14 protein-coding genes are annotated in these 19,223 nt (G+C 65.7%); 11 read left to right on the forward strand and 3 right to left on the reverse strand.

Annotated elements, in window-relative coordinates; translation table 11 throughout:
• Positions 1-307: 307 nt before the first annotated feature.
• From ACT3T9_RS11440 to ACT3T9_RS11455, 4 genes are all read left to right on the forward strand, one after another.
• Positions 308-2,098 (forward strand): acetolactate synthase large subunit, encoded by a 1,791-nt coding sequence (locus ACT3T9_RS11440; RefSeq protein ID WP_444502628.1) that lies wholly within the window; start codon positions 308-310, stop codon positions 2,096-2,098.
• A 77-nt stretch (positions 2,099-2,175) separates the two neighbouring features.
• Positions 2,176-2,691 (forward strand): acetolactate synthase small subunit, encoded by a 516-nt coding sequence (ilvN, locus tag ACT3T9_RS11445; protein ID WP_345080766.1) that lies wholly within the window; start codon positions 2,176-2,178, stop codon positions 2,689-2,691.
• 120 nt (positions 2,692-2,811) lie between these two features.
• Positions 2,812-3,843: a ketol-acid reductoisomerase gene (gene ilvC / locus ACT3T9_RS11450; RefSeq protein ID WP_444606645.1), complete on the forward strand. Its 1,032-nt coding sequence runs from the start codon at positions 2,812-2,814 to the stop codon at positions 3,841-3,843.
• Positions 3,844-3,975: 132 nt separating this feature from the next.
• Positions 3,976-5,010 (forward strand): IS30 family transposase, encoded by a 1,035-nt coding sequence (locus tag ACT3T9_RS11455; RefSeq protein ID WP_444606646.1) that lies wholly within the window; start codon positions 3,976-3,978, stop codon positions 5,008-5,010.
• A gap of 168 nt (positions 5,011-5,178) precedes the next feature.
• Here the strand turns inward: ACT3T9_RS11455 and ACT3T9_RS11460 are convergent, their stop codons facing one another.
• Both ACT3T9_RS11460 and ACT3T9_RS11465 read right to left on the reverse strand, forming a co-directional pair.
• Complete coding sequence (locus ACT3T9_RS11460) at positions 5,179-7,176, reverse strand: glycosyltransferase family 4 protein (protein WP_444606647.1); 1,998 nt, start codon at positions 7,174-7,176, stop codon at positions 5,179-5,181.
• Positions 7,173-8,786: a stealth family protein gene (locus ACT3T9_RS11465; protein WP_444606648.1), complete on the reverse strand. Its 1,614-nt coding sequence runs from the start codon at positions 8,784-8,786 to the stop codon at positions 7,173-7,175. The genes ACT3T9_RS11460 and ACT3T9_RS11465 overlap by 4 nt, the downstream gene beginning before the upstream one ends.
• 260 nt (positions 8,787-9,046) lie before the next feature.
• Here ACT3T9_RS11465 and ACT3T9_RS11470 point away from each other — a divergent pair, with 260 nt between their 5' ends.
• Positions 9,047-10,699 carry a Stealth CR1 domain-containing protein gene (locus tag ACT3T9_RS11470; protein WP_444606649.1) on the forward strand — a complete coding sequence of 551 codons (1,653 nt, stop codon included), beginning with the start codon at positions 9,047-9,049 and terminating at the stop codon, positions 10,697-10,699.
• Between the two features lie 9 nt (positions 10,700-10,708).
• On the opposite strand, the gene ACT3T9_RS11475 is transcribed toward ACT3T9_RS11470, so the two are convergent.
• Positions 10,709-11,560, reverse strand: coding sequence for a glycerophosphodiester phosphodiesterase family protein (locus ACT3T9_RS11475; protein WP_444606650.1), 852 nt, complete (start codon positions 11,558-11,560; stop codon positions 10,709-10,711).
• 442 nt (positions 11,561-12,002) lie between these two features.
• On the opposite strand from ACT3T9_RS11475, the gene ACT3T9_RS11480 reads away from it, so the two are divergent.
• From ACT3T9_RS11480 to ACT3T9_RS11505, 6 genes are all read left to right on the forward strand, one after another.
• Entirely contained in the window at positions 12,003-12,416 is a 414-nt protein-coding gene (locus ACT3T9_RS11480) for a hypothetical protein (RefSeq protein ID WP_444606651.1), read from the forward strand.
• 601 nt (positions 12,417-13,017) lie between these two features.
• On the forward strand, positions 13,018-14,625 hold the full coding sequence (gene serA, locus ACT3T9_RS11485; RefSeq protein WP_444606652.1) for a phosphoglycerate dehydrogenase: 1,608 nt from the start codon (positions 13,018-13,020) through the stop codon (positions 14,623-14,625).
• Positions 14,626-14,653: 28 nt separating this feature from the next.
• Entirely contained in the window at positions 14,654-15,733 is a 1,080-nt protein-coding gene (locus tag ACT3T9_RS11490; RefSeq protein WP_444606653.1) for a 3-isopropylmalate dehydrogenase, read from the forward strand.
• A 50-nt stretch (positions 15,734-15,783) separates the two neighbouring features.
• On the forward strand, positions 15,784-16,875 hold the full coding sequence (locus ACT3T9_RS11495; protein WP_441446256.1) for a branched-chain amino acid aminotransferase: 1,092 nt from the start codon (positions 15,784-15,786) through the stop codon (positions 16,873-16,875).
• Positions 16,876-16,882: 7 nt separating this feature from the next.
• Positions 16,883-18,508: a citramalate synthase gene (cimA, locus tag ACT3T9_RS11500; protein ID WP_444606654.1), complete on the forward strand. Its 1,626-nt coding sequence runs from the start codon at positions 16,883-16,885 to the stop codon at positions 18,506-18,508.
• A gap of 47 nt (positions 18,509-18,555) precedes the next feature.
• Entirely contained in the window at positions 18,556-19,083 is a 528-nt protein-coding gene (locus ACT3T9_RS11505; RefSeq protein WP_442332907.1) for a glycine cleavage system protein R, read from the forward strand.
• The last annotated feature ends 140 nt before the right edge of the window (positions 19,084-19,223 follow it).

Consider the following 19,223-nt stretch of genomic DNA (forward strand, 5'->3'; position numbering starts at 1 on the left):
ATAAGGTAGACGACGAAATGCGCTCTCCGCAGGACCTTCGTCGGTCCGGCAGGGCGCCGCAGGTGGCGCGGCACGACCCTGCTGTCCGCCCGGTCTCGCAATCCGGACAGGTGGCCTCTGCGCTGTGAAAAGGCCTAATGTGTCGGCATGCAGAAGATCCTTCTCGTAGTTACCGAGCGCGGCTGACGCCCCTCGTCACTACGAGCTGTCATCCGCGCCCCTCCCGAGTCCCTGGCGGAGGGGCTTTTTCGTGCGTCGGCGACAGCACGGCGGAGGGACGAGGAGGTCCACGCAGCAGTTCACCGCCATGCCCACCGTCCGAGACGACGAAGGAGTTCCGATGAACGGACAGCAGATGACCGGTGCCAAGGCGCTGGTCGAGTCCCTCAAGCTTGCCGGGGCAGAGGTCGTCTTCGGCCTTCCCGGCGGTGCGATCCTGCCGACCTACGACCCGCTGATGGACGCCGAAGGCCTCCGTCATGTGCTGGTTCGCCATGAGCAGGGTGCCGGGCATGCGGCCAGCGGCTATGCCCACGCCACGGGCAAGGTCGGTGTGTGCCTGGCGACCTCCGGTCCCGGCGCGACCAACCTCATCACGGCGATCGCCGATGCCCAGATGGACTCGATCCCGATGGTGGCGATCACGGGCCAGGTCGGCTCCATGTTCATCGGCACCGATGCCTTCCAGGAGGCGGACATCGTCGGGATGACGATGCCGGTCACCAAGCACAACTTCCTGGTCTCCAAGGCGGAGGACATCCCCAAGGTGATCAAGCAGGCCTTCCACATCGCATCGACCGGTCGACCCGGCGTGGTGCTGGTGGACGTCACCAAGGACGCCCAGCAGGCGATGACCACCTTCGAGTGGCCCGAAGCGCTCGATCTGCCCGGCTACCGCCCCGACCCGCGCCCGCACAGCAAGCAGATCCGTGAGGCGGTCTCGTTGCTGATGGCAGCCAAGCGCCCCGTCTTCCTGCTCGGCGGCGGTGTGCTGCGCGGCCGTGCGACCGAGGAGGTCGGCGAGCTGATCGATGTCTCCGGCGCCCCCTTCGTCACCACGCTGATGGCCCGCGGCGCACTGCCCGACTCCCACCCCAGCCACCTGGGCATGCCGGGCATGCACGGCACCGTCTCCGCGGTCTCGGCCCTGCAGCGCTCCGATCTGATTGTCAACATCGGGGCCCGCTTCGACGACCGCGTCACCGGTGTCCTCGAGTCCTTCGCCCCCGGCGCGAAGGTCGTCCACGCCGACATCGACCCGGCGGAGATCTCGAAGAACCGTGAGGCAGATGTGCCGATCGTCGGCCAGGCCGCCGAGATCGCCCGCGCTCTGACCGCCGAGCTGCGGGATCGCATCGCGGCCGACGACACCCGTGACTACGAGACCTGGTGGAACACCCTGGACATGCTCCGGGACAACTACCCGCTGGGCTGGACCGAGACCGAGGACGGCTTCACCGCACCCCAGAAGGTGATCTCGCGCATCGGAGCGATCTCCGGACCGGACTCCATCTATGTCGCAGGGGTGGGCCAGCACCAGATGTGGTCCAGCCAGTTCATCAAGTACGAGAACCCCTACACCTGGCTGAACTCGGGGGGCCTGGGCACCATGGGCTACTCGGTGCCGGCGGCGATGGGTGCCAAGGTGGGTCAGCCGGACAAGGTGGTGTGGTCCATCGACGGCGACGGCTGCTTCCAGATGACCAACCAGGAGCTCGCCACCTGCGTCATCAACAACATCCCGATCAAGGTCGCGATCATCAACAACTCGAGCCTCGGCATGGTGCGCCAGTGGCAGAACCTGTTCTACGACAAGCGCTACTCCAACACCGACCTGAACACCGGGCACGGCTCCCGCCGGATCCCCGACTTCGTCAAGCTCGCCGACGCCTATGGCTGCGCCGGACTGCGCTGCGAGCGGGACGAGGACATCGACGCGACCATCCAGCAGGCGATGGAGATCAACGATCGCCCGGTGATCGTGGACTTCACCGTCAGCGCCGACGCGATGGTCTGGCCGATGGTGCCGTCCGGCGTCTCCAACGACGAGATCCAGATCGCGCAGGGCATGAGCCCCGAGTGGGAGAGGGACATCTGATCATGAACGCCATGAGTGCAATGAACGCCGGAAGCTCTGCGGGCGCAGGAAACCCGACGAGCACGTCCGATTACGTCATGACCCCCGAGAACCAGACCCTCTCGGTCCTGGTGGAGAACAAGCCCGGTGCGCTCACCCGCGTCACCGCGCTCTTCTCGCGCCGCGGGTACAACATCTCCTCGCTCGCGGTCGGACCAACCGAGCACCCGGAGATCTCCCGCATCACCGTGGTGGTCGACGTCGATCAGCGGCGTCTCGAGCAGATCACCAAGCAGCTGAACAAGCTGGTGAACGTGCTCAAGATCGTCCAGCTCGACGCCCGGTCCACGGTCCAGCGCGAACTCATCCTGATCAAGGTGACTGCGGACAACTCGACCCGCACCTCGGTGCTGGAGATCGTGCAGATGTTCCGGGCCAAGGTGGTCGATGCGGCCGCCGACTCGGTGACCGTCGAGGCCACCGGCACCCAGGACAAGCTCAGCGCGTTGCTGGGGATGCTCGAGTCCTTCGGCATCCGCGAGATCGTGAAGTCCGGCGAGGTCGCGATCGGCCGAGGCGGACGCGCGATCACCGACCGGAGCCTCCTGGGCTGACGCGGCAGGGCCGCATTCGCCCACCTGCATCTCTCGGGCTGAGACGCCCTCTCATAACGTAAGACACCCGGCGATAGGATCGACCTATCGCCCGTACCCCCGAACACGAAGGAGCACATCGTGGCTGAGATCTTCTACGACGACAACGCCGACCTGTCCATCATCCAGGGCAAGAAGGTCGCCATCGTCGGCTTCGGCTCCCAGGGCCACGCCCACGCGCTGAACCTGCGCGACAGCGGCGTCGAGGTCCGAGTGGGCCTGCGCGAGGGCTCGAAGTCCCGTGCCAAGGCCGAGGAGCAGGGCCTGGGCGTGGGCACCGTCGCCGAGGTCTCCGAGTGGGCGGATCTGATCATGATCCTCACCCCCGACCAGGACCAGCGGAAGGTCTATGCCGAGTCGATCCAGCCGCACCTGGGCGAGGGCAAGGCGCTCGCCTTCGCCCACGGCTTCAACATCCGCTTCGGCTACATCGAGGTCCCCGCGGGCGTCGACGTGCTGCTGATCGCCCCGAAGGCCCCCGGCCATACCGTGCGCCGCGAGTACGTCGCCGGCCGTGGTATCCCGGACATCGTCGCCGTCGAGCAGGACGCCACCGGCGGCGCCTGGGACCTCGCGCTCTCCTATGCCAAGGGCATCGGCGGTACCCGCGCCGGAGTCATCAAGACCACCTTCACCGAGGAGACCGAGACCGACCTCTTCGGTGAGCAGGCCGTGCTCTGCGGCGGCATGAGCCACCTGGTCCAGGCCGGCTTCGAGACTCTCTCCGAGGCGGGCTACCAGCCGGAGATCGCCTACTTCGAGGTGCTCCACGAGCTCAAGCTGATCGTCGACCTGATGTTCGAGGGCGGCATCGCCAAGCAGCGCTGGTCGATCTCCGACACCGCCGAGTACGGCGACTACGTCTCCGGCCCGCGGATCGTGAACGCCGACACCAAGAAGGCCATGAAGGACGTCCTCGCGGACATCCAGAGCGGCGCCTTCGCCAAGCGCTTCATCGAGGATCAGGACGCCGGCGCACCGGAGTTCAAGGAGCTCCGCGAGACCGAGGCGAAGCACCAGATCGAGGTCGTGGGCAAGGACCTCCGCAAGATGTTCTCCTGGAGCGCCCAGGCCGTCGACTCGGACTACACCGAGGGCAGCGCCGCGCGCTGATCGACGAGAGCACGATGACGGCGGATGCACCTCACGGTGCATCCGCCGTCATCGTCAGGGTGTTGCTCGGTGGTGTCATAGCGTCGTAGCAACACTCCCGGTCGGTGGGGGCTCGAGGCGAGGAGGCCTGGGATGGTGCGGCGGCGGCTCACGTTCACGGAGCGGATGGAGATCTCGACGGGATCGAAGGCCGGGTGGGGAGTCCGTCGCATCGCTGCTCACCTGGGCAGATGCCCGTCAGTGGTCTCCAGGGAGCTACGACGGAACTCGACGAAGACCCGTGGCTATCAAGCCGTGACCGCGGACGTGAAAGCGCAACGCCAGCGCTCTCGCCCACAGGTCCGGAAGGTTGCGAAGGATCCGGTGCTCCAGGCGAGGGTGAACGTCGACCTCGCGGCGTCGTGGACGCCGAACGAGATCGCGGGCCGCTTGCGTCTGGAGGCCGCAGACCCGACCGTTGAACGCATGGCGAACTCTCCCGACGCTCAGGGCCGCACCGTCAGCGGAGAAGCGATCTACCAGTACATCTACGCGATCCCCCGCGGAGAACTCGCCAGGCGCGGGATCTTCCTGCAGTCCAAGCGGACCAAGCGCCGGCCCCGCACCACCGGCCGGACCAAGGGCGGGCCGATCGTGGGGATGGTCCCGATCGCGGAACGGGGCGAGGACGCCGCGCAGCGGCGGGTGCCGGGGCACTGGGAGGGCGACCTGATCATTGGGAAGAACGGGTCCTCGTGCGCAGCGACGCTGGTGGAGCGGATGAGCGGGTTCACCGGCCTGCTCGCCCTGCCCTCGAAACACGCCGAGGGCACCGCGGACGCGGTCATCGAGTACTTCACCGAGCTGCCCCGGATGATGCAGGCCTCGCTGGCATGGGACCAGGGCTCCGAGATGGCGCAGCACGCGAAAGTTTCCCTGGCCACAGACATGCCGGTCTACTTCGCCGACCCCCACTCGCCCTGGCAGCGGCCGTCCAACGAGAACACGAACCGGCTCTACCGCGAGTACCTCCCCAAGGGCACCGTGATCCCCGACCACCAGCCCTACCTCACCACCATCGCCGAGGAGATCAACAATCGGCCTCGCCGCCGACTCGGCTTCCTGACCCCGACAGAATCCTTCGCCCGACTACTTGCCGGCGAACCCCATGTTGCTTCCACGCTTTGACACCACCCTCACGAAGAGGAGGGATCGTTTTTCGGCAATGTGGCCGTCACCTGGGTGAATGACGGGTCGGAGCATACCGCGTCGGGAGGCAACGTGGCGAAGGAAGGCGCGAGAGCCGTTCAGAGCACTGAGGTGAACCGGTAGAGAGAAGCGCGCAGTGAGATGGCGTCAGTGGCCGACGACGCTGATGGCTAAACCTTGGCGTGGTGTGAAGTATGGACGAATAGCAATGGACCCGGTGTCCTCGGTGCAGTCGTCGGTTAGATCTGACGTGTTCCATGCCTGGTACGAATCAATCTGCTTGTGAGCAGGTAGATCGTCCAAGATCCTCGCCAGCTTCGAGTCGCCGTACTCATCCCGATAGGTGACGACCCAATCTTCGTGGGTATAGATTCTTTCCGTCGCGAGGGCGAGTGCGGGAACTCCGAATTGCAGAATGTTCTCCGACCCAAGCGAGAACGACGGTCGTTCGGCATCCAGCTCAGTATTGTCGTTTCGGCGGGTCAGGACGATGCGTCCTGAGGTGGACAGCGGGAACGACGCCTCCGCTGTGATATGAATCCCGCTCTCCCGTACGGACACTGCGCGAACTTCAGTATGACGGTTTCGCTTCCAGGCTCGAGCTCTGAGGACTTCGCCGGTGATATACGGGACTACCTGCTTTGTCCTTCCTTGCGGCACCTCGGTGTAGAGCAGTTCTCGGTTATCGACCCTGAACACCACGGGCCCTGGTCGGGATTCCTCCGAGATTAAGCGGATAGTCCAGAGAGCGTCATTGCCGAACGCATCGGGGGAGATCGAGAACTCCTGCGTGCGACCAAATATCGGGAATTCGACCGGCCGATCTGCGGCATGGGAACTCGTCATCTCCAGAGTGGCAAGTATCGATCTCGCGGAGGCTGGTCGTTCGATGGAAATGCGCAGCGCGCCGCCGACCTGTCCGATCGCGGTCACCGTAGTGACATCAGGATGATGTTGGCTCTTACGCAACCCACCTTTCCACATGCTGCGTAGGGCTCGAGCGAGTTGGGGACGACGGTGCTCGTTGAACAGGGCGAGATGACGGCGTGCGATCGTCTTCACATCGAAGTCGGCACCGCGCGAGACACCTGCCTGTGCCAATGCTCTACGCGTGCCCTCGGACCCCATGAGCTCCTTTAGAGCAGTAGAGAGCGAGGGTGCATCACCGGTGGGGACGAGCACGCTGTCCACGCCATCGTGCAGGATCTCCTGCGGGCCGACGGGGCAGTCGGTGCTGATCAGAGGAACCCCCGCTCGCATCGCTTCTACGAGTGTCATTCCGAATGACTCTGCATCCGATGTCGAGACGGCGATCGAGGCCTTCGTCCATTCGTCGCGCATGTTCTGCACCGAACCCATGAGGCGAATTCGATCCGTGAGATCATAAGCTTGGATCAGGCGTCGAAGCTCTGGGATTGAGGACCCGGAGCCGTAGATCCGGACATTCCATTCCGGGAAGTCGTCTGCGAGAGCGGCGAAGGCATGCACGAGAAGTTCGAAGCGCTTGGCGGGCTCGACTCTTCCGGCGGCAATGACGAGTTTGCTCTCGCCATCGGACAGCGGAATCTCCGGAACTGGGATCGAGTTCGGAATGGCTATGACCGGGGTCCGAGGGAGTCTGAGTGATTCGCGGACCAGCTTCGCATCAGTCTCGGTGACCGTGACGATCGAATCAAACGCCCCGTAGTCAACTCGCATCTGTTCCCTCGTCGGTTCATCGATGTGCTGATGACCGGTGTGTTCCTGGGCGATACGGACCGCAGTACACGGAGCGAATCTTGCCACCAGGAGGTTCAGGCTCGGGCGGGTGCCGATGATGACATCAGCTGAGCAGTGCTGGAGGTACTCGCGTATGCGCGCATCGCTGAGCTCTGAGTACTGGGAGTAAAGCTCCTCCGTGGGAGGGATCTCGCTGCTCGGTCGGAAGTACGCATCGGACCTTCGATCTTCGGAACCGGGCCGGCCGTCTACGAGTGCAATCCGGGTAGTTCCGGCCGGCAGCTCGAAAGCGGCGCCGGCGGTCCGTTGGTACACAGAGATCAGCTCAACCTCGTGTTCCGAACCGAGGCCCTCTGCGAGGTTGTATATGGTTCGCACCGTGCCACCGACACCCCAGAGGTTGTGGCCTATGATCGCAATCCTCATCTGGTCTCCTCCCAGGGCGCGCGCACTGGGAAGTAGCTCTCGAGGAATTCGCGGAGGCCCTCCCCTGCGGCATGGACGTCGACGGGCTCATACGTGTCATTTAGGCAGAAAGTATCCACATCCCTCCTGGCGAGGAGACGGAGGAGGAGCTTTGAAAGGTCGGGGCGGTGAAGTCCGATATATCTGAACGTGACTGAGTTGCTCGGGAAGGACTGCCGCTTCTGGTATGCCACATGATGCGCGAGATGCGACGGGATATTCAGGTCATCGATGTGTCGGAACCGGTGGGATGCGGTCTGCGCGACTGCTTCTGAGTGCTCATCTTCGATCTGCTGCAGCACGCTTCGATGTAACGGGTAGGGGGAGTGCTCGAGGACTTGCGCCTGTGTGACTCCGTAACTCTGCTCCATGATCCGGCGACTGTTCTTTACCGCCTGATCAACAGGCGTGTCCAATTCCGACTTTTGGAAATGAGCCACCCGCGAGGGTGAAAGTTTGTGCTTGGCCGCTCCGTTTCCGAAATAGAACATGCCTGGGGTCACTGCGCGGCCGAAAAACATATCGTCATTCAAATAGATAAAGTGCTCTGATAAGGAATCGATGTGGTGGATCTGAGACTCGATCGCGTGGCTGTTGAACGTGGGTAGTGCATCGGGGTCGGAGAAGATCTCAGCATGGCTGACAATCGTCACATGGTCGTTCGAGCGGAGCCAGTGCGGATGCTGATCTGCGGTGACGATGTAGATATGCCGCACCCACGGCGCAAAGTCCTGTATTGAGCGGAGTGAGTACATCAGCTCATCGCGCGACGAAAATCTTGCCACACTGTTTGACTCCTCATGGGCGACGGTCGATCCGTCGTACTCGGACTTCTGTAGTAGCCACGCAGGGTCGTCGCCATCGACCCAGGTATAGATGACATCGATAGGGAACTGTATATCTCCCGGTAGCACTATGGCTTGGGAGGCGGGGACCTCCACGATGATCTCTTCGAAGTCCTTCGGCGCCAATGCCGTGGCGCGTGATAGGGGCATCGGAACCATGCCTTCGGAAAGCCGCAGACGCCTGGTGGTGGCGCCGGGCCTTGGTGCGATTAGTTCGTCGTCGAACTGGTGGGCGGAGTCGTCCGTGCAGATGTCGTCCCAGAATTCAATTTCCGTCGAGTATTCCTCGCCGAAGGTGCGGGCCGTGCCCGAGCCTGAAACGAACCGGATGAGACGGATGACGCTGGACTCAGCAAGTTGCCGTTCGAGGTCCCGAGAGGAACGGTCCATCAGCCGAGTCCGCGTGTGCGAGTGGGGGAGGACCCGCCTGGCGTACGTAGTGTGGCCGATACGAATGTTCCCGGCAATGAGATCCCAGATCTCCTTCCGTTGAGACTCTCGGACCCCAATCGTGAATCGGATCCCTGACGTTGGCCTAACGAGCCAGTAGTCGACTCCTGTGCTATCGAGCAACCGGACCGTCTCGACCAGATTCCACAGGAGCGCGTCGGCAGGGCGTGCACCGTCTATGACGTCGACGTTCCGCTCCTCGATGCCCACCTGCCGCTTCTCGGTTCGGCCAGCGGCCAAGCCGAGTCGAGCCGAGGCGATCTCTCTGAGGTGCATAGTTGCTCCTTGAGGGGGATGAGAATACGCCGTCTCTCAGGGACGACGCAGTCCCATCGTTGAGTGTGAAATTTGGACGCACCCCCATGCGGGCCTAGCGGCGCGCAGGGGGCTCAGAAGGGTTTCGGGCGAAAGTATAGGCGTCGCAAACGGCGCGGGGCCGCCGATCTAGGGCAGAGCGAGCAGTGAGTTCGACGCTTCGCCTGCAAAGTCCAGAAAGTCTGGCAGTATCGGTGAGCTGACGTACACAGTATGAAGGGATGACGATGAGGAGAGTTGCCAACAGGATTCGGCACGCAAGCAGTCTGGTGGTGGCCGTGCTCTCCCGTGATGCCGAGGTGCGGCGCATCCGAAGGTTGGATGCGAACCTTCCAATTCCGCCACACGGATCCCGGCAAGAGTTCGCGGCCCCCCGGCCCTTCGGCCAGCGTTACCTGCCTGCGTTGGACGTGGCCCTCCAGTCTGATCGGGCCTATGCAGGGGCAATCGCCCATGCGGCTCGTCAGCTGCTTCGTGAAGACGGTATCGGGTACGTGGATCTGGTGGACCGCGCTCGCATCGGTGAGACGATCGGGGTGCGGGAGGATGAATGGGCGCATGCTGTGCGTCACTTGCAAGCCTCCCTTCCCGGCGCACTTGTGGGACTCTCGGTGCGCCGTTCGCGCCCCTCGACTGTCGCGTTTCGACGACTCAACGTCGGAGACGAGGCGCTCGCGACATCGAACGTGGCGCATGTGCTGGTTCCCGCCGTGTTTAAAGTGGAGGGCCGCGTGGTGAAGAAGTTCGGGTTCTCCACGGCATTCTCACTCGAACGGTGGGTCCCGTCGGCCGTGGAAGGATCGTTCGCTTCCACCGTATGGAACCCGAGAACTTCAATCCTGCCTGCAGAGGCGTTCACGGTGTCTACGAGTTCAGGGTCCTCGCCGAGTCCGATGGGGATTCCGCACCTGATGGAGGTCACCTTTCCGATCGACGCGGTCTATACCTGGGTTGACGGGACGGACCCTTCATGGATTGCTCACAAACGCGCGGCCCTGGAGTTGAGCTCCGGGCATCCGATGCCCGAAGCTGCGGCCGAAGACCTCCGATTCGTCGGCCACGACGAATTGCGATACTCGCTCAGAGCTCTCGAGCAGTACGCGCCGTGGATTCGTCACGTCTATATCGTCACCGATTGTCAGCGACCCGAATGGCTGCGCGAGGACACGGACTGGGTCACCGTTGTGGACCATCGTGACATCGCCCCGGAGGGTACGGTGCTCCCGACCTTCAACTCGCAGGCCATAGAGGCGAACCTGCACCGCATCGAAGGGCTTTCGGAACACTTCCTGTACTTTAACGACGACATGTTTCTATCCTCCCCGGTCTCACCCGATCTCTTTTTCCACGCCAACGGACTGGCATCGGTGTATCTGTCCAGGGCGCTAGTCGGCCCCGGGGATCCGATGGAGGGAGAGCCAGCGCCCGACGCTGCAGGGAAGAACGCTCGCGATCTCGTCCATCAAGTGTGCGGGAGGCGGCTCTCCCGGAAGCTGTTCCACGCGCCGTACGCGCTGCGCAGGTCGATCTCCTTCGAGATCGAGGAATGCTGGCCGGAGGTCATCCAGCGAACGAGGCAGTCTCAGTTCCGCCGGCTGGAGGACGTCACCCTTGCCGGCGGGCTCCACCTGAACTACGCATACGCGACCACTCGTGCCGTCACGCGCAAGATTCGGTATAGATATGTGGGCATCGGTGAGCAGACTGCTGCCGCGGAGCTTGAGGGGCTTATACGGGACAAGGACTCATTACAGACATTCTGCCTCAACGACGCCGTCCAGGAGATCTCTCCGGACGCGGCCGACCGGCAGGTGAGGAATTTTCTCGCACAGCGCTTCCCCGATATGGGCTCCTTTGAGCGCCTTCCTAACTGAGATAGCCGCTTAGCCGCAGTGCTCCTCGAGGAACTTGCGCAGCAGATGCGGCCAGTCGGTCTGGATGGCGGTAGCGCCGACATCGGCGAGTCGGCCCCAGCCCAGGGCGGGATCGTCGAGCACCGAGACCGCGTCGTCCGCGCGCAGGTACAGAACCGCGTTGTTGTCGAGGTTGAGAGCGTTGAGCACCACAAGGGGGTGGCGGCGCGCCACCTCCGCCACGGTCTCGGGATCGGCGAAGTCATCCTCGGGTTCCGCCGCGAGCAGCTCCGCGCCGATGAGGTTGATCCCCTCGATTGCTTCGACCGTGGCCAGCTCCTCCCGCGTGCGAACGATGGGAAAATAGAGGAAGGGCATGGGATGGGCGGCGAGGGCCGCGAGATGTTTGTCCCGCGGCGGGGACTTCAGTAGCAGGCGGTGCACGTCACCGCGTGCGGTGAGATGGTCCAGCAGGTGCGGCCACAGGCCCCACGAGCGATCGATGTTCACCCATGCTTCCGGAAGGGTGTCCAGCAGCGTATCGAGCCGCTCGATTCCCGGCGTGTGGGGTCCTCCGTTCCACCGGAATATGCACTCCTCGAGCTCCTGCGCCGTCAGCGTGCGGACGTCGACATCCTCGTCCAGGAGCTTGCGCTCGAAGCCGGTGTGGAACAGGAAGTACTCGCCGTCCACTGAGCGAATCACGTCGGTCTCGATGACGTCGGCGCCCGAGCGGAGCGCGCCGACGGCCGCGCGCAGCGTGTTGTCGGGGAAGCTGCCGAGCGGCGTCCCACGGTGCGCGATCACAAGGGGCGCTCCCCGCCGGGATTCAAGCAGTCGTTGGAGGCTCTCGCGCAGCGATTCGAGAGTGGGGACCGGCATCACTGATCTCCTGTGGAGTGGTCGGGTCGGTGGCGTGGCCCGGCGAGCTCGGCCGGGCTCCACAGTAGGGGGTCGCGCTGGCAGGCCTGAGCGCCCCTGGGGTCGTGACCACAACGGGAGCATGTTCGGTCCTCCCGCTGTCCGGCGGCGACGATCTGCAGGAGGCAAGGGCACTGCAGGAGGACACCGCAGACGATGAGGGTAGTTCCTCTGAGCCGGCCTCCGAGGACCCGGCAGAGGAGCCCGGCCGTCCCTTCGACGGCTGTGCGACCGAGAAAGATCTCGGTTTCGATGTGGCTGACGCGGAGCTTGGTATCGGCGCGGGGCAGTTCGAGCGCGGAGACCGGTACGGGGCTGTTGGTCACCGAGGCTCCCCAAGCTTGAACATGGAGCCCCCAGAACCGGCCCGCGCGCCGGGAATGCCCTTGGCGGTCGCCAGGCCGTGCTGTCGTCGACGACTGGGGTGCTCGTGCAGGCGATCATCGAGATCCGCGACCGTCTGTTGCTGCTCGAGGCAGGAAACTCCCGGTGCATTAAGGTGGCGTCCGTACTGCGCAAGACCTTAGGCCTCGAGTGCGTCGATGCGGCGATCGTCGACGAGTCGTTCGACAAGAGGCCGGTTTCCGGCTCGCCCAATCCCGAAACCGGCACTCCGGAGCGCTACGCCTTTGAGCCTCTCCAGTATCCGGATGTCGGGCCCCGGATGAGCATCCTTGAAGTCGCCACCGAGGCTGAGCATCTCGAGCTTGGGGCCCCGTCGGTCCCATCCTCCGTGCCTAGGTGTCTCCGTGCGCTTTGCGATGCCGGTCCGGCAGGGGAGCGAGGAACCGCTGCTGGTGCGGAACGTGATCTTTGAACTCTGCCTCGACGAGACCACAGACTCCGTGCTCATGGTGTATTGGGTCAACGGTGCGCCGTGCGCGCACTTCGAGGATCCCGCCTTCCTACCGCTGATCGACGGCATGGTTGTGCCGGAGGAATGGGCCGAGCACGTGCTTCGCGGCCTGACCGTCGCATTGCCGCCGGAGACGGGAGGACCGTCAGTGACTGAGGTCGGGCTGGCTCGCCCGAACGGGGACCATCGCGGATCCGTGATGCACCCCGTGCTGGGCATCTCATCCCGCACCCGTTCTCGGACGTCAGCCAAGTCGCACGCGCCGACGTGCCCGGTATCGATCTCGCGGTGTTCGCGATTGGCATGGGCCTTGACTCGACGAACACCGTGGCATCAGGCTCCACCTCGATGAGGAGCAGCACGTGGTGCACTGCACGACGTCCCGCAGGAGGAGGCTGGGCTGCGTGCGTCTCGCATCCTCATCGGGCTCTGCTTCAATTCCGGCCAGCGTCTCGCATCCTGACAGGCGTGACCGCATGCCGGACAGCGGTCTAGGCTGTCCCGGTACCCGTCGCTCCCGAGGATGCGTGCGACGACAACCATCCTTACCGGAGGAGTTACCGTGACGCGTCCCGTCGTGCTCATCGCAGAAGAGCTGTCGCCCGCGACCGTCGAGGTCCTGGGGTCGGACATCGAGGTCAGGAATGTGGACGGCACCGACCGTCCCGCCCTGCTGGCGGCGGTCCAGGAGGCCGATGCCTTGATGGTCCGCTCCGCGACCCAGGTCGATGCCGAGGTCTATGCCGCGGCGAAGCAGCTGAAGGTGGTCGCGCGAGCTGGCGTGGGCCTGGACAACGTGGACGTGCCCGCCGCCACCAGCGCGGGCGTCATGGTCATCAACGCTCCGACCTCGAACATCACCTCCGCCGCCGAGCTCGCGGTCGCGCTGATCCTGGCTTCGCTGCGCAACCTCGGCCGTGCCGATGCCTCGGTGAAAGCCGGGAAGTGGGAGCGCAAGCAGCTCACCGGTGTGGAGCTGCTGGGCAAGACGGTGGGCGTGGTGGGCTTCGGCCGTATCGGCCAGCTGGTCGCCGAGCGGCTGCGTCCCTTCGGCGTGAATCTCCTGGCCTACGACCCCTATGTCAACCATGCCCGGGCCGCTGAGCTCGGCGCGCGCGTGGTCGAGCTCGACGAGCTGATGGGTGAGGCGGATGTCGTCACCGTGCACATGCCCAAGACCCCCGAGACCACCGGTCTGATCGGTGCTGAGCAGTTCGCGCTCGCGAAGCCCTCCCTGCATGTCGTCAACGCCGCCCGCGGCGGCCTGATCGACGAGGAAGCCCTCTTCGACGCGCTCTCCTCCGACCGCATCGCCGGCGCCGCATTGGATGTCTACACCTCTGAGCCGCCGTCGGCTTCCGACACCGCGAAGCGTCTGCTCGAGCTCGACAACGTCACCCTCACCCCGCACCTGGGCGCCTCGACCGCCGAGGCGCAGGAGAAGGCCGGGGTGGCGGTCGCGAAGTCGGTGCGCCTGGCCCTGGCCGGTGAGCTGGTGCCCGACGCGGTCAACGTTGCCGGCGGCGCGATAGATGACCTGGTGCGGCCGGGCGTGGCACTGGCCGATCGGCTCGGTCAGCTGTTCACGACCCTCGCGGGGGAGGCGCCCGAGCTGCTCGACATCGAGGTGCACGGCGAGATCGCCTCGCGCGATGTCACCGCGTTGAAGCTCTCCGCGCTGCGTGGTCTGTTCCGCTCGGTGGTCACCGAGCAGGTCAGCTACGTCAACGCCCCGGTGCTCGCCGAGGAGCGTGGCATCACGGTGCAGCTGGTCACCGATGAGAACTCCGAGCGCTTCCGCAACGTCGTCACCCTGCGCGGCACCCTGCGCGACAGCACAGTCGTCACCGTCTCCGGCACGCTCAGCGGCGTGGATCAGGAGCACAAGCTCACCGAGGTCTTCGGCCACGCGCTGGACGTCGCGATGAGCGACCACCTGCTGATCATCCGCTACGAGGACGGCCCGGGCCTGATCGGCACCTACGGGCTCCGCCTCGGTGAGGCCGGAGTCAACATCGCCGGCATGCAGGTCTCTCGCGTTGGCCACACCCGCGGCGCCGAGGCGCTGGTGGTCCTGAACCTGGATGAGTCCGTGGACCGCGAGTTCGCCGAGGAGCTCGGCGCTGCGATCGACGCGCGGTCCATCCACGCCGTCGACCTCGTCTACTGATCGTTTCCCGAAGAACCGGAGTCCTGTCATGAGCACCCCCAGCGCCGCCGCCCCCTCGACCGTTCTGAAGCTCGCCGTCATCGAGGGTGATGGCATCGGCCAGGAGGTCGTCCCGCAGGGCCTGCGCGCACTGCGCGCCGCTCTCGAGCCCGTCGGCGTCACCGTGGAGACCACTGATTTCGACCTCGGCGCGGGCCGCTGGCATCGCACCGGCGAGACCCTCACCGACGAGGACATGGCGCGGCTGGCGGAGCACGACGCGATTCTGCTGGGTGCCGTCGGCGATCCCGGCGTGCCCTCGGGCGTGCTCGAGCGCGGCCTGCTGCTCAAGCTCCGCTTCGCCTTCGACCACTACGTCAACCTCCGCCCCACCAAGCTCTACCCCGGCGTCGTCTCGCCCCTGGCGGATCCCGGGGAGATGGACTTCGTAGTGGTCCGCGAGGGCACCGAGGGCCCCTACGTCGGCAACGGCGGTTCGCTGCGCACCGGCACGGAGCTCGAGGTCGCCACCGAGGTCTCCCTCAACACCGCCGTCGGTGTCGAGCGCGTGGTGCGCTACGCCTTCGCGCAGGCTGAGGCACGCCGGAAGAAGCTCACGCTGGTCCACAAGCACAACGTGCTGGTCCACGCCGGTCACCTCTACCGCCGCATCGTCGAGCAGGTCGGCGCCGAGCATCCGGAGGTCGAGGTGGACTACGCCCACGTCGATGCGATGATGATCTACCTGGTCACCGATCCGTCCCGCTTCGACGTCATCGTCACCGACAACCTCTTCGGAGATATCGTCACCGACCTCGCGGCTGCCGTCGGCGGCGGGATCGGCATCGCGGCGAGCGGCAACATCAACCCCACCGGTGCCTTCCCCTCGATGTTCGAGCCGGTCCACGGCTCGGCCCCCGACATCGCCAGCAAGGATCTCGCCGACCCCACCGCCACGGTGCTCTCGATCGCGCTGCTCTTGGACCACCTGGGGCATGTCGAACCGGCCGCCGCCGTGCGTGCCGCGGTCGAGAACGACCTCGCCGCCCGTGCCGGTTCCGAGGAGCTCTCCGCCCGTGGGACTGCGCAGATCGGCGACGACCTGGTCGCCGCGATCTCCGGGCGCTGAGCGCCGGAGCCTGACACACTGACACTGCCCCCTGCAACGAGGAGAATCCCGTGAGCGCGCTCGACTTCACCCAGACCAGCACCACTCGCCGCGTCGGCGACGACGAGCGCGCGCAGATCCTCGCCGATCCGGGCTTCGGCCAGCACTACACCGACTTCATGGTGCACGCCCGCTGGACCGCGGACGGTGGCTGGGGCGACGCCGAGGTGGTGCCCTTCGGCCCGCTGCAGCTCTCGCCGGCCGCGGCGGTGCTCCACTACGGCCAGGAGATCTTCGAGGGCCTCAAGGCCTTCCGCCATGCCGACGGCTCGGTGTGGACCTTCCGTCCCGAGGCCAACGCCGAACGCATGCAGCGCTCAGCACGTCGGCTCGCGCTGCCCGAGCTGCCGGTGGAGGACTTCCTGGCCTCGCTGAAAGCCGCCACTGCGGCCGATGAGCCCTGGGTGCCCGAGGCCACCAGCGAGGAGTCGCTGTATCTGCGGCCCTTCATGTTCGCGAGCGAGGAGTTTCTCGGCGTGCGGGCCTCCCGCACGGTCGACTACTACGTGATAGCCTCCCCGGCCGGCCCGTACTTCCCGCGTGGCGTGCAGCCGCTGGTCGTGTGGATCACCGATGAGTACGCGCGCGCCGGAGCCGGCGGCACCGGCGCGGCGAAGTGCGGCGGCAACTACGCCTCCTCGCTGCTGGGCAAGAACGAGGCCGCCGAGCAGGGGGCCGACGAGGTGCTCTTCCTCGATTCCGAGACCCACACCAGCATCGACGAGCTCTCCGGGATGAACGTCTTCGCGATCACCCGGGACGGCCGCCTGCTGACCCCGGCGCTGACCGGCTCGATCCTCGAGGGCGTCACCCGCTCCTCGATCCTGCGCCTCGCGGAGGATCGCGGCCTTACGGTGATCGAGCAGCGCCTGGTGATGAGCGAGGTGCTCGAGCAGCTCGGCAGCGGCGAGATCACCGAGATGTTCGCCTGCGGCACCGCCGCTGTCATCAACCCGATCGGTGAGTTCCGTGCCAACGGCGGTTCCTGGACGGTGGGGGACGGTGGCTCCGGCGAGGTCACGCTGGCCCTGCGCAAGGAGCTCACCGACATCCAGTACGGCCGGATCCCGGACCGTCACAGCTGGCTGACCCGGCTGGTCTGAGCGCACGATGACGATCAGCCCCGCCACGACGCCGATCCAGGCCTTCCACCTCTACGACACGACGCTGCGTGACGGCTCCCAGCAGGAGGGGCTCACCCTATCGGTCACGGACAAGCTGGCCGTGGCGCGTCACCTCGACGAGCTCGGGGTGACCTACATCGAGGGCGGCTGGCCCGGTGCCGTCCCGCGCGACACCGAGTTCTTCGCCCGTGCCGCAGGCGAGCTCGAGCTGCGCACCGCCCGGCTCGCCGCCTTCGGCGCGACCCGCAAGGCCGGGGTCGCAGTGGGGGAGGACCGCCAGGTGGCGGCACTCGTGGACTCGGGCGCCCCGACCATCACCCTGGTCGCGAAGTCGGACCTCCGGCACGTCACCGGCGCCCTGCGCACCACCGCCGAGGAGAACCTCGCGATGGTGCGGGACACGGTGGAGCACCTGGTGGGGCTCGGCCGCGAGGTGTTCGTCGACGCCGAGCACTTCTTCGACGGCTTCCTGCACGACCCCGAGTACACGACCTCCGTGCTGCTCGCCGCCCACGAGGCCGGGGCCGCAGTGATGGTCCTGTGCGACACCAATGGCGGGATGCTCCCGCACCAGGTCACCGAGATCATCGAGGAGCTCCGGGAGCGGCTGGCGGCCGCCGGCGCGCACGACGCCCGACTCGGCGTCCACACCCACAACGACACCGGCTGCGCGGTCGCGAACGCGATCTCCGCGGTGCGCGCCGGGATCACCCACGTCCAGGGCTGCATCAACGGTTACGGTGAACGCACCGGCAACGCCGACCTGGTCACCCTCATGGCCGACCTCCAGCTGAAGATGGGGATGGACCTGGTCCCGGCGGAGAACTTCGCCGAGACCACCCGCATCGCCCACGCGATCGGCGAGATCGTCAACATGCTGGTGAACGCGCGGGCCCCGTACGTCGGCACGAGCGCCTTCGCCCACAAGGCGGGCCTGCATGCGAGCGCGATCAAGGTCGATCCGGATCTCTATCAGCACACCGATCCCCGGACGATCGGCAATGACATGCGCATGATCATCTCCGACATGGCCGGACGCGCCTCCATCGAGCTCAAGGGTCGTGAGCTCGGCTTCGACCTGGCCGACCGCCCGGAGCTGCTCTCCCGCCTGGCCACGACCGTCAAGCAGCGGGAGTCGGTCGGTTACTCCTATGAGGCCGCGGACGCCTCCTTCGAGCTGCTCCTGCTCGACGAGCTCGGGCGGGCACCCAGCTATTCGACCGTGGAGTCCTGGCGGGCCACCTCGCAGCTCGGACGCGATGGCACCCTCGAATCCGAGGCGACCGTGAAGCTGGTCGGTGGAGGCGAGGGCCCCCGCCGCCGCGAGGTCGCGATCGCCGAGGGCAACGGACCCGTCAACGCTCTGGACCTCGCCCTGCGGGCGGCGCTGCGCGAGCACCACCCGGAGATCGACGACTTCGAGCTGCGCGACTTCAAGGTCCGCATCCTCGATGCCCAGCACGGCACGGACGCCACCACCAGGGTGCTGGTGCGCACCTCCGGGCGGGGGCTCGAGTTCCAGACCGTGGGCGTGGGCCCCAACGTCATCGAAGCCTCGTGGGAGGCGATCTACGACGCCTACACCTATGGGCTCTACAAATCAGGGGTCTGATCACGGACTCCATGGTCCGCCTCCGGTTCGAGCGCTACTCTGGGCGCATGACGACCTACTTGCTGACCGCCATCGGAGACGACCGCCCGGGCCTCGTCGCAGCCCTCGCCGCTGCTGTCGACGAGCAGGGAGGCAACTGGGTCGACAGCCAGCTCGCCCTGCTCGCGGGGAAGTTCGCCGGGATCGTGCAGGTGGACCTCCCTGATGAGCGCGTCGGCGCCTTCCTGGAGTCCCTCCCCGCACTCGCCGACGAGGTCGGTCTCGCGGTGGAGGCGACCGCGGGAACGACGGACGGCCCCGCCGGGAGCCCTCACCGGGCGCTGCGCCTGCATCTGCTGGGCCAGGACCGCACCGGGATGGTCCGTGAGGTGACCGCCGCACTGCGCTCGCAGGGCGCCACCATCGACGGGCTGCGGAGCTGGACCCGGGAAGCCCCGGAGGGCGGGGGCATGCTCTTCGAGGCGGAGGCCGAGCTGCGACTGCCCGCCGCGGCCGATGAGGGCGATGTCCGTGAGGCGCTCGAGACGATCGCTGCTGAGCTCATGGTGGATCTGGAGCTCGACGCCGCGGAATGATCGGGCTCTGCCCGCAATTACGTGATGCCAGCATTGCTGAATTCTATTCTCAAGAGTTCGACGAAGGACGCACGCCCATAACATCGGGAAAATGCAGATGATCCTCCGAATCACTGCTTTCCGGGACCGAAGTCCCCTAA

It is taken from the genome of Brachybacterium sp. AOP29-B2-41 (assembly GCF_052378395.1).
GTDB lineage: Bacteria > Actinomycetota > Actinomycetes > Actinomycetales > Dermabacteraceae > Brachybacterium.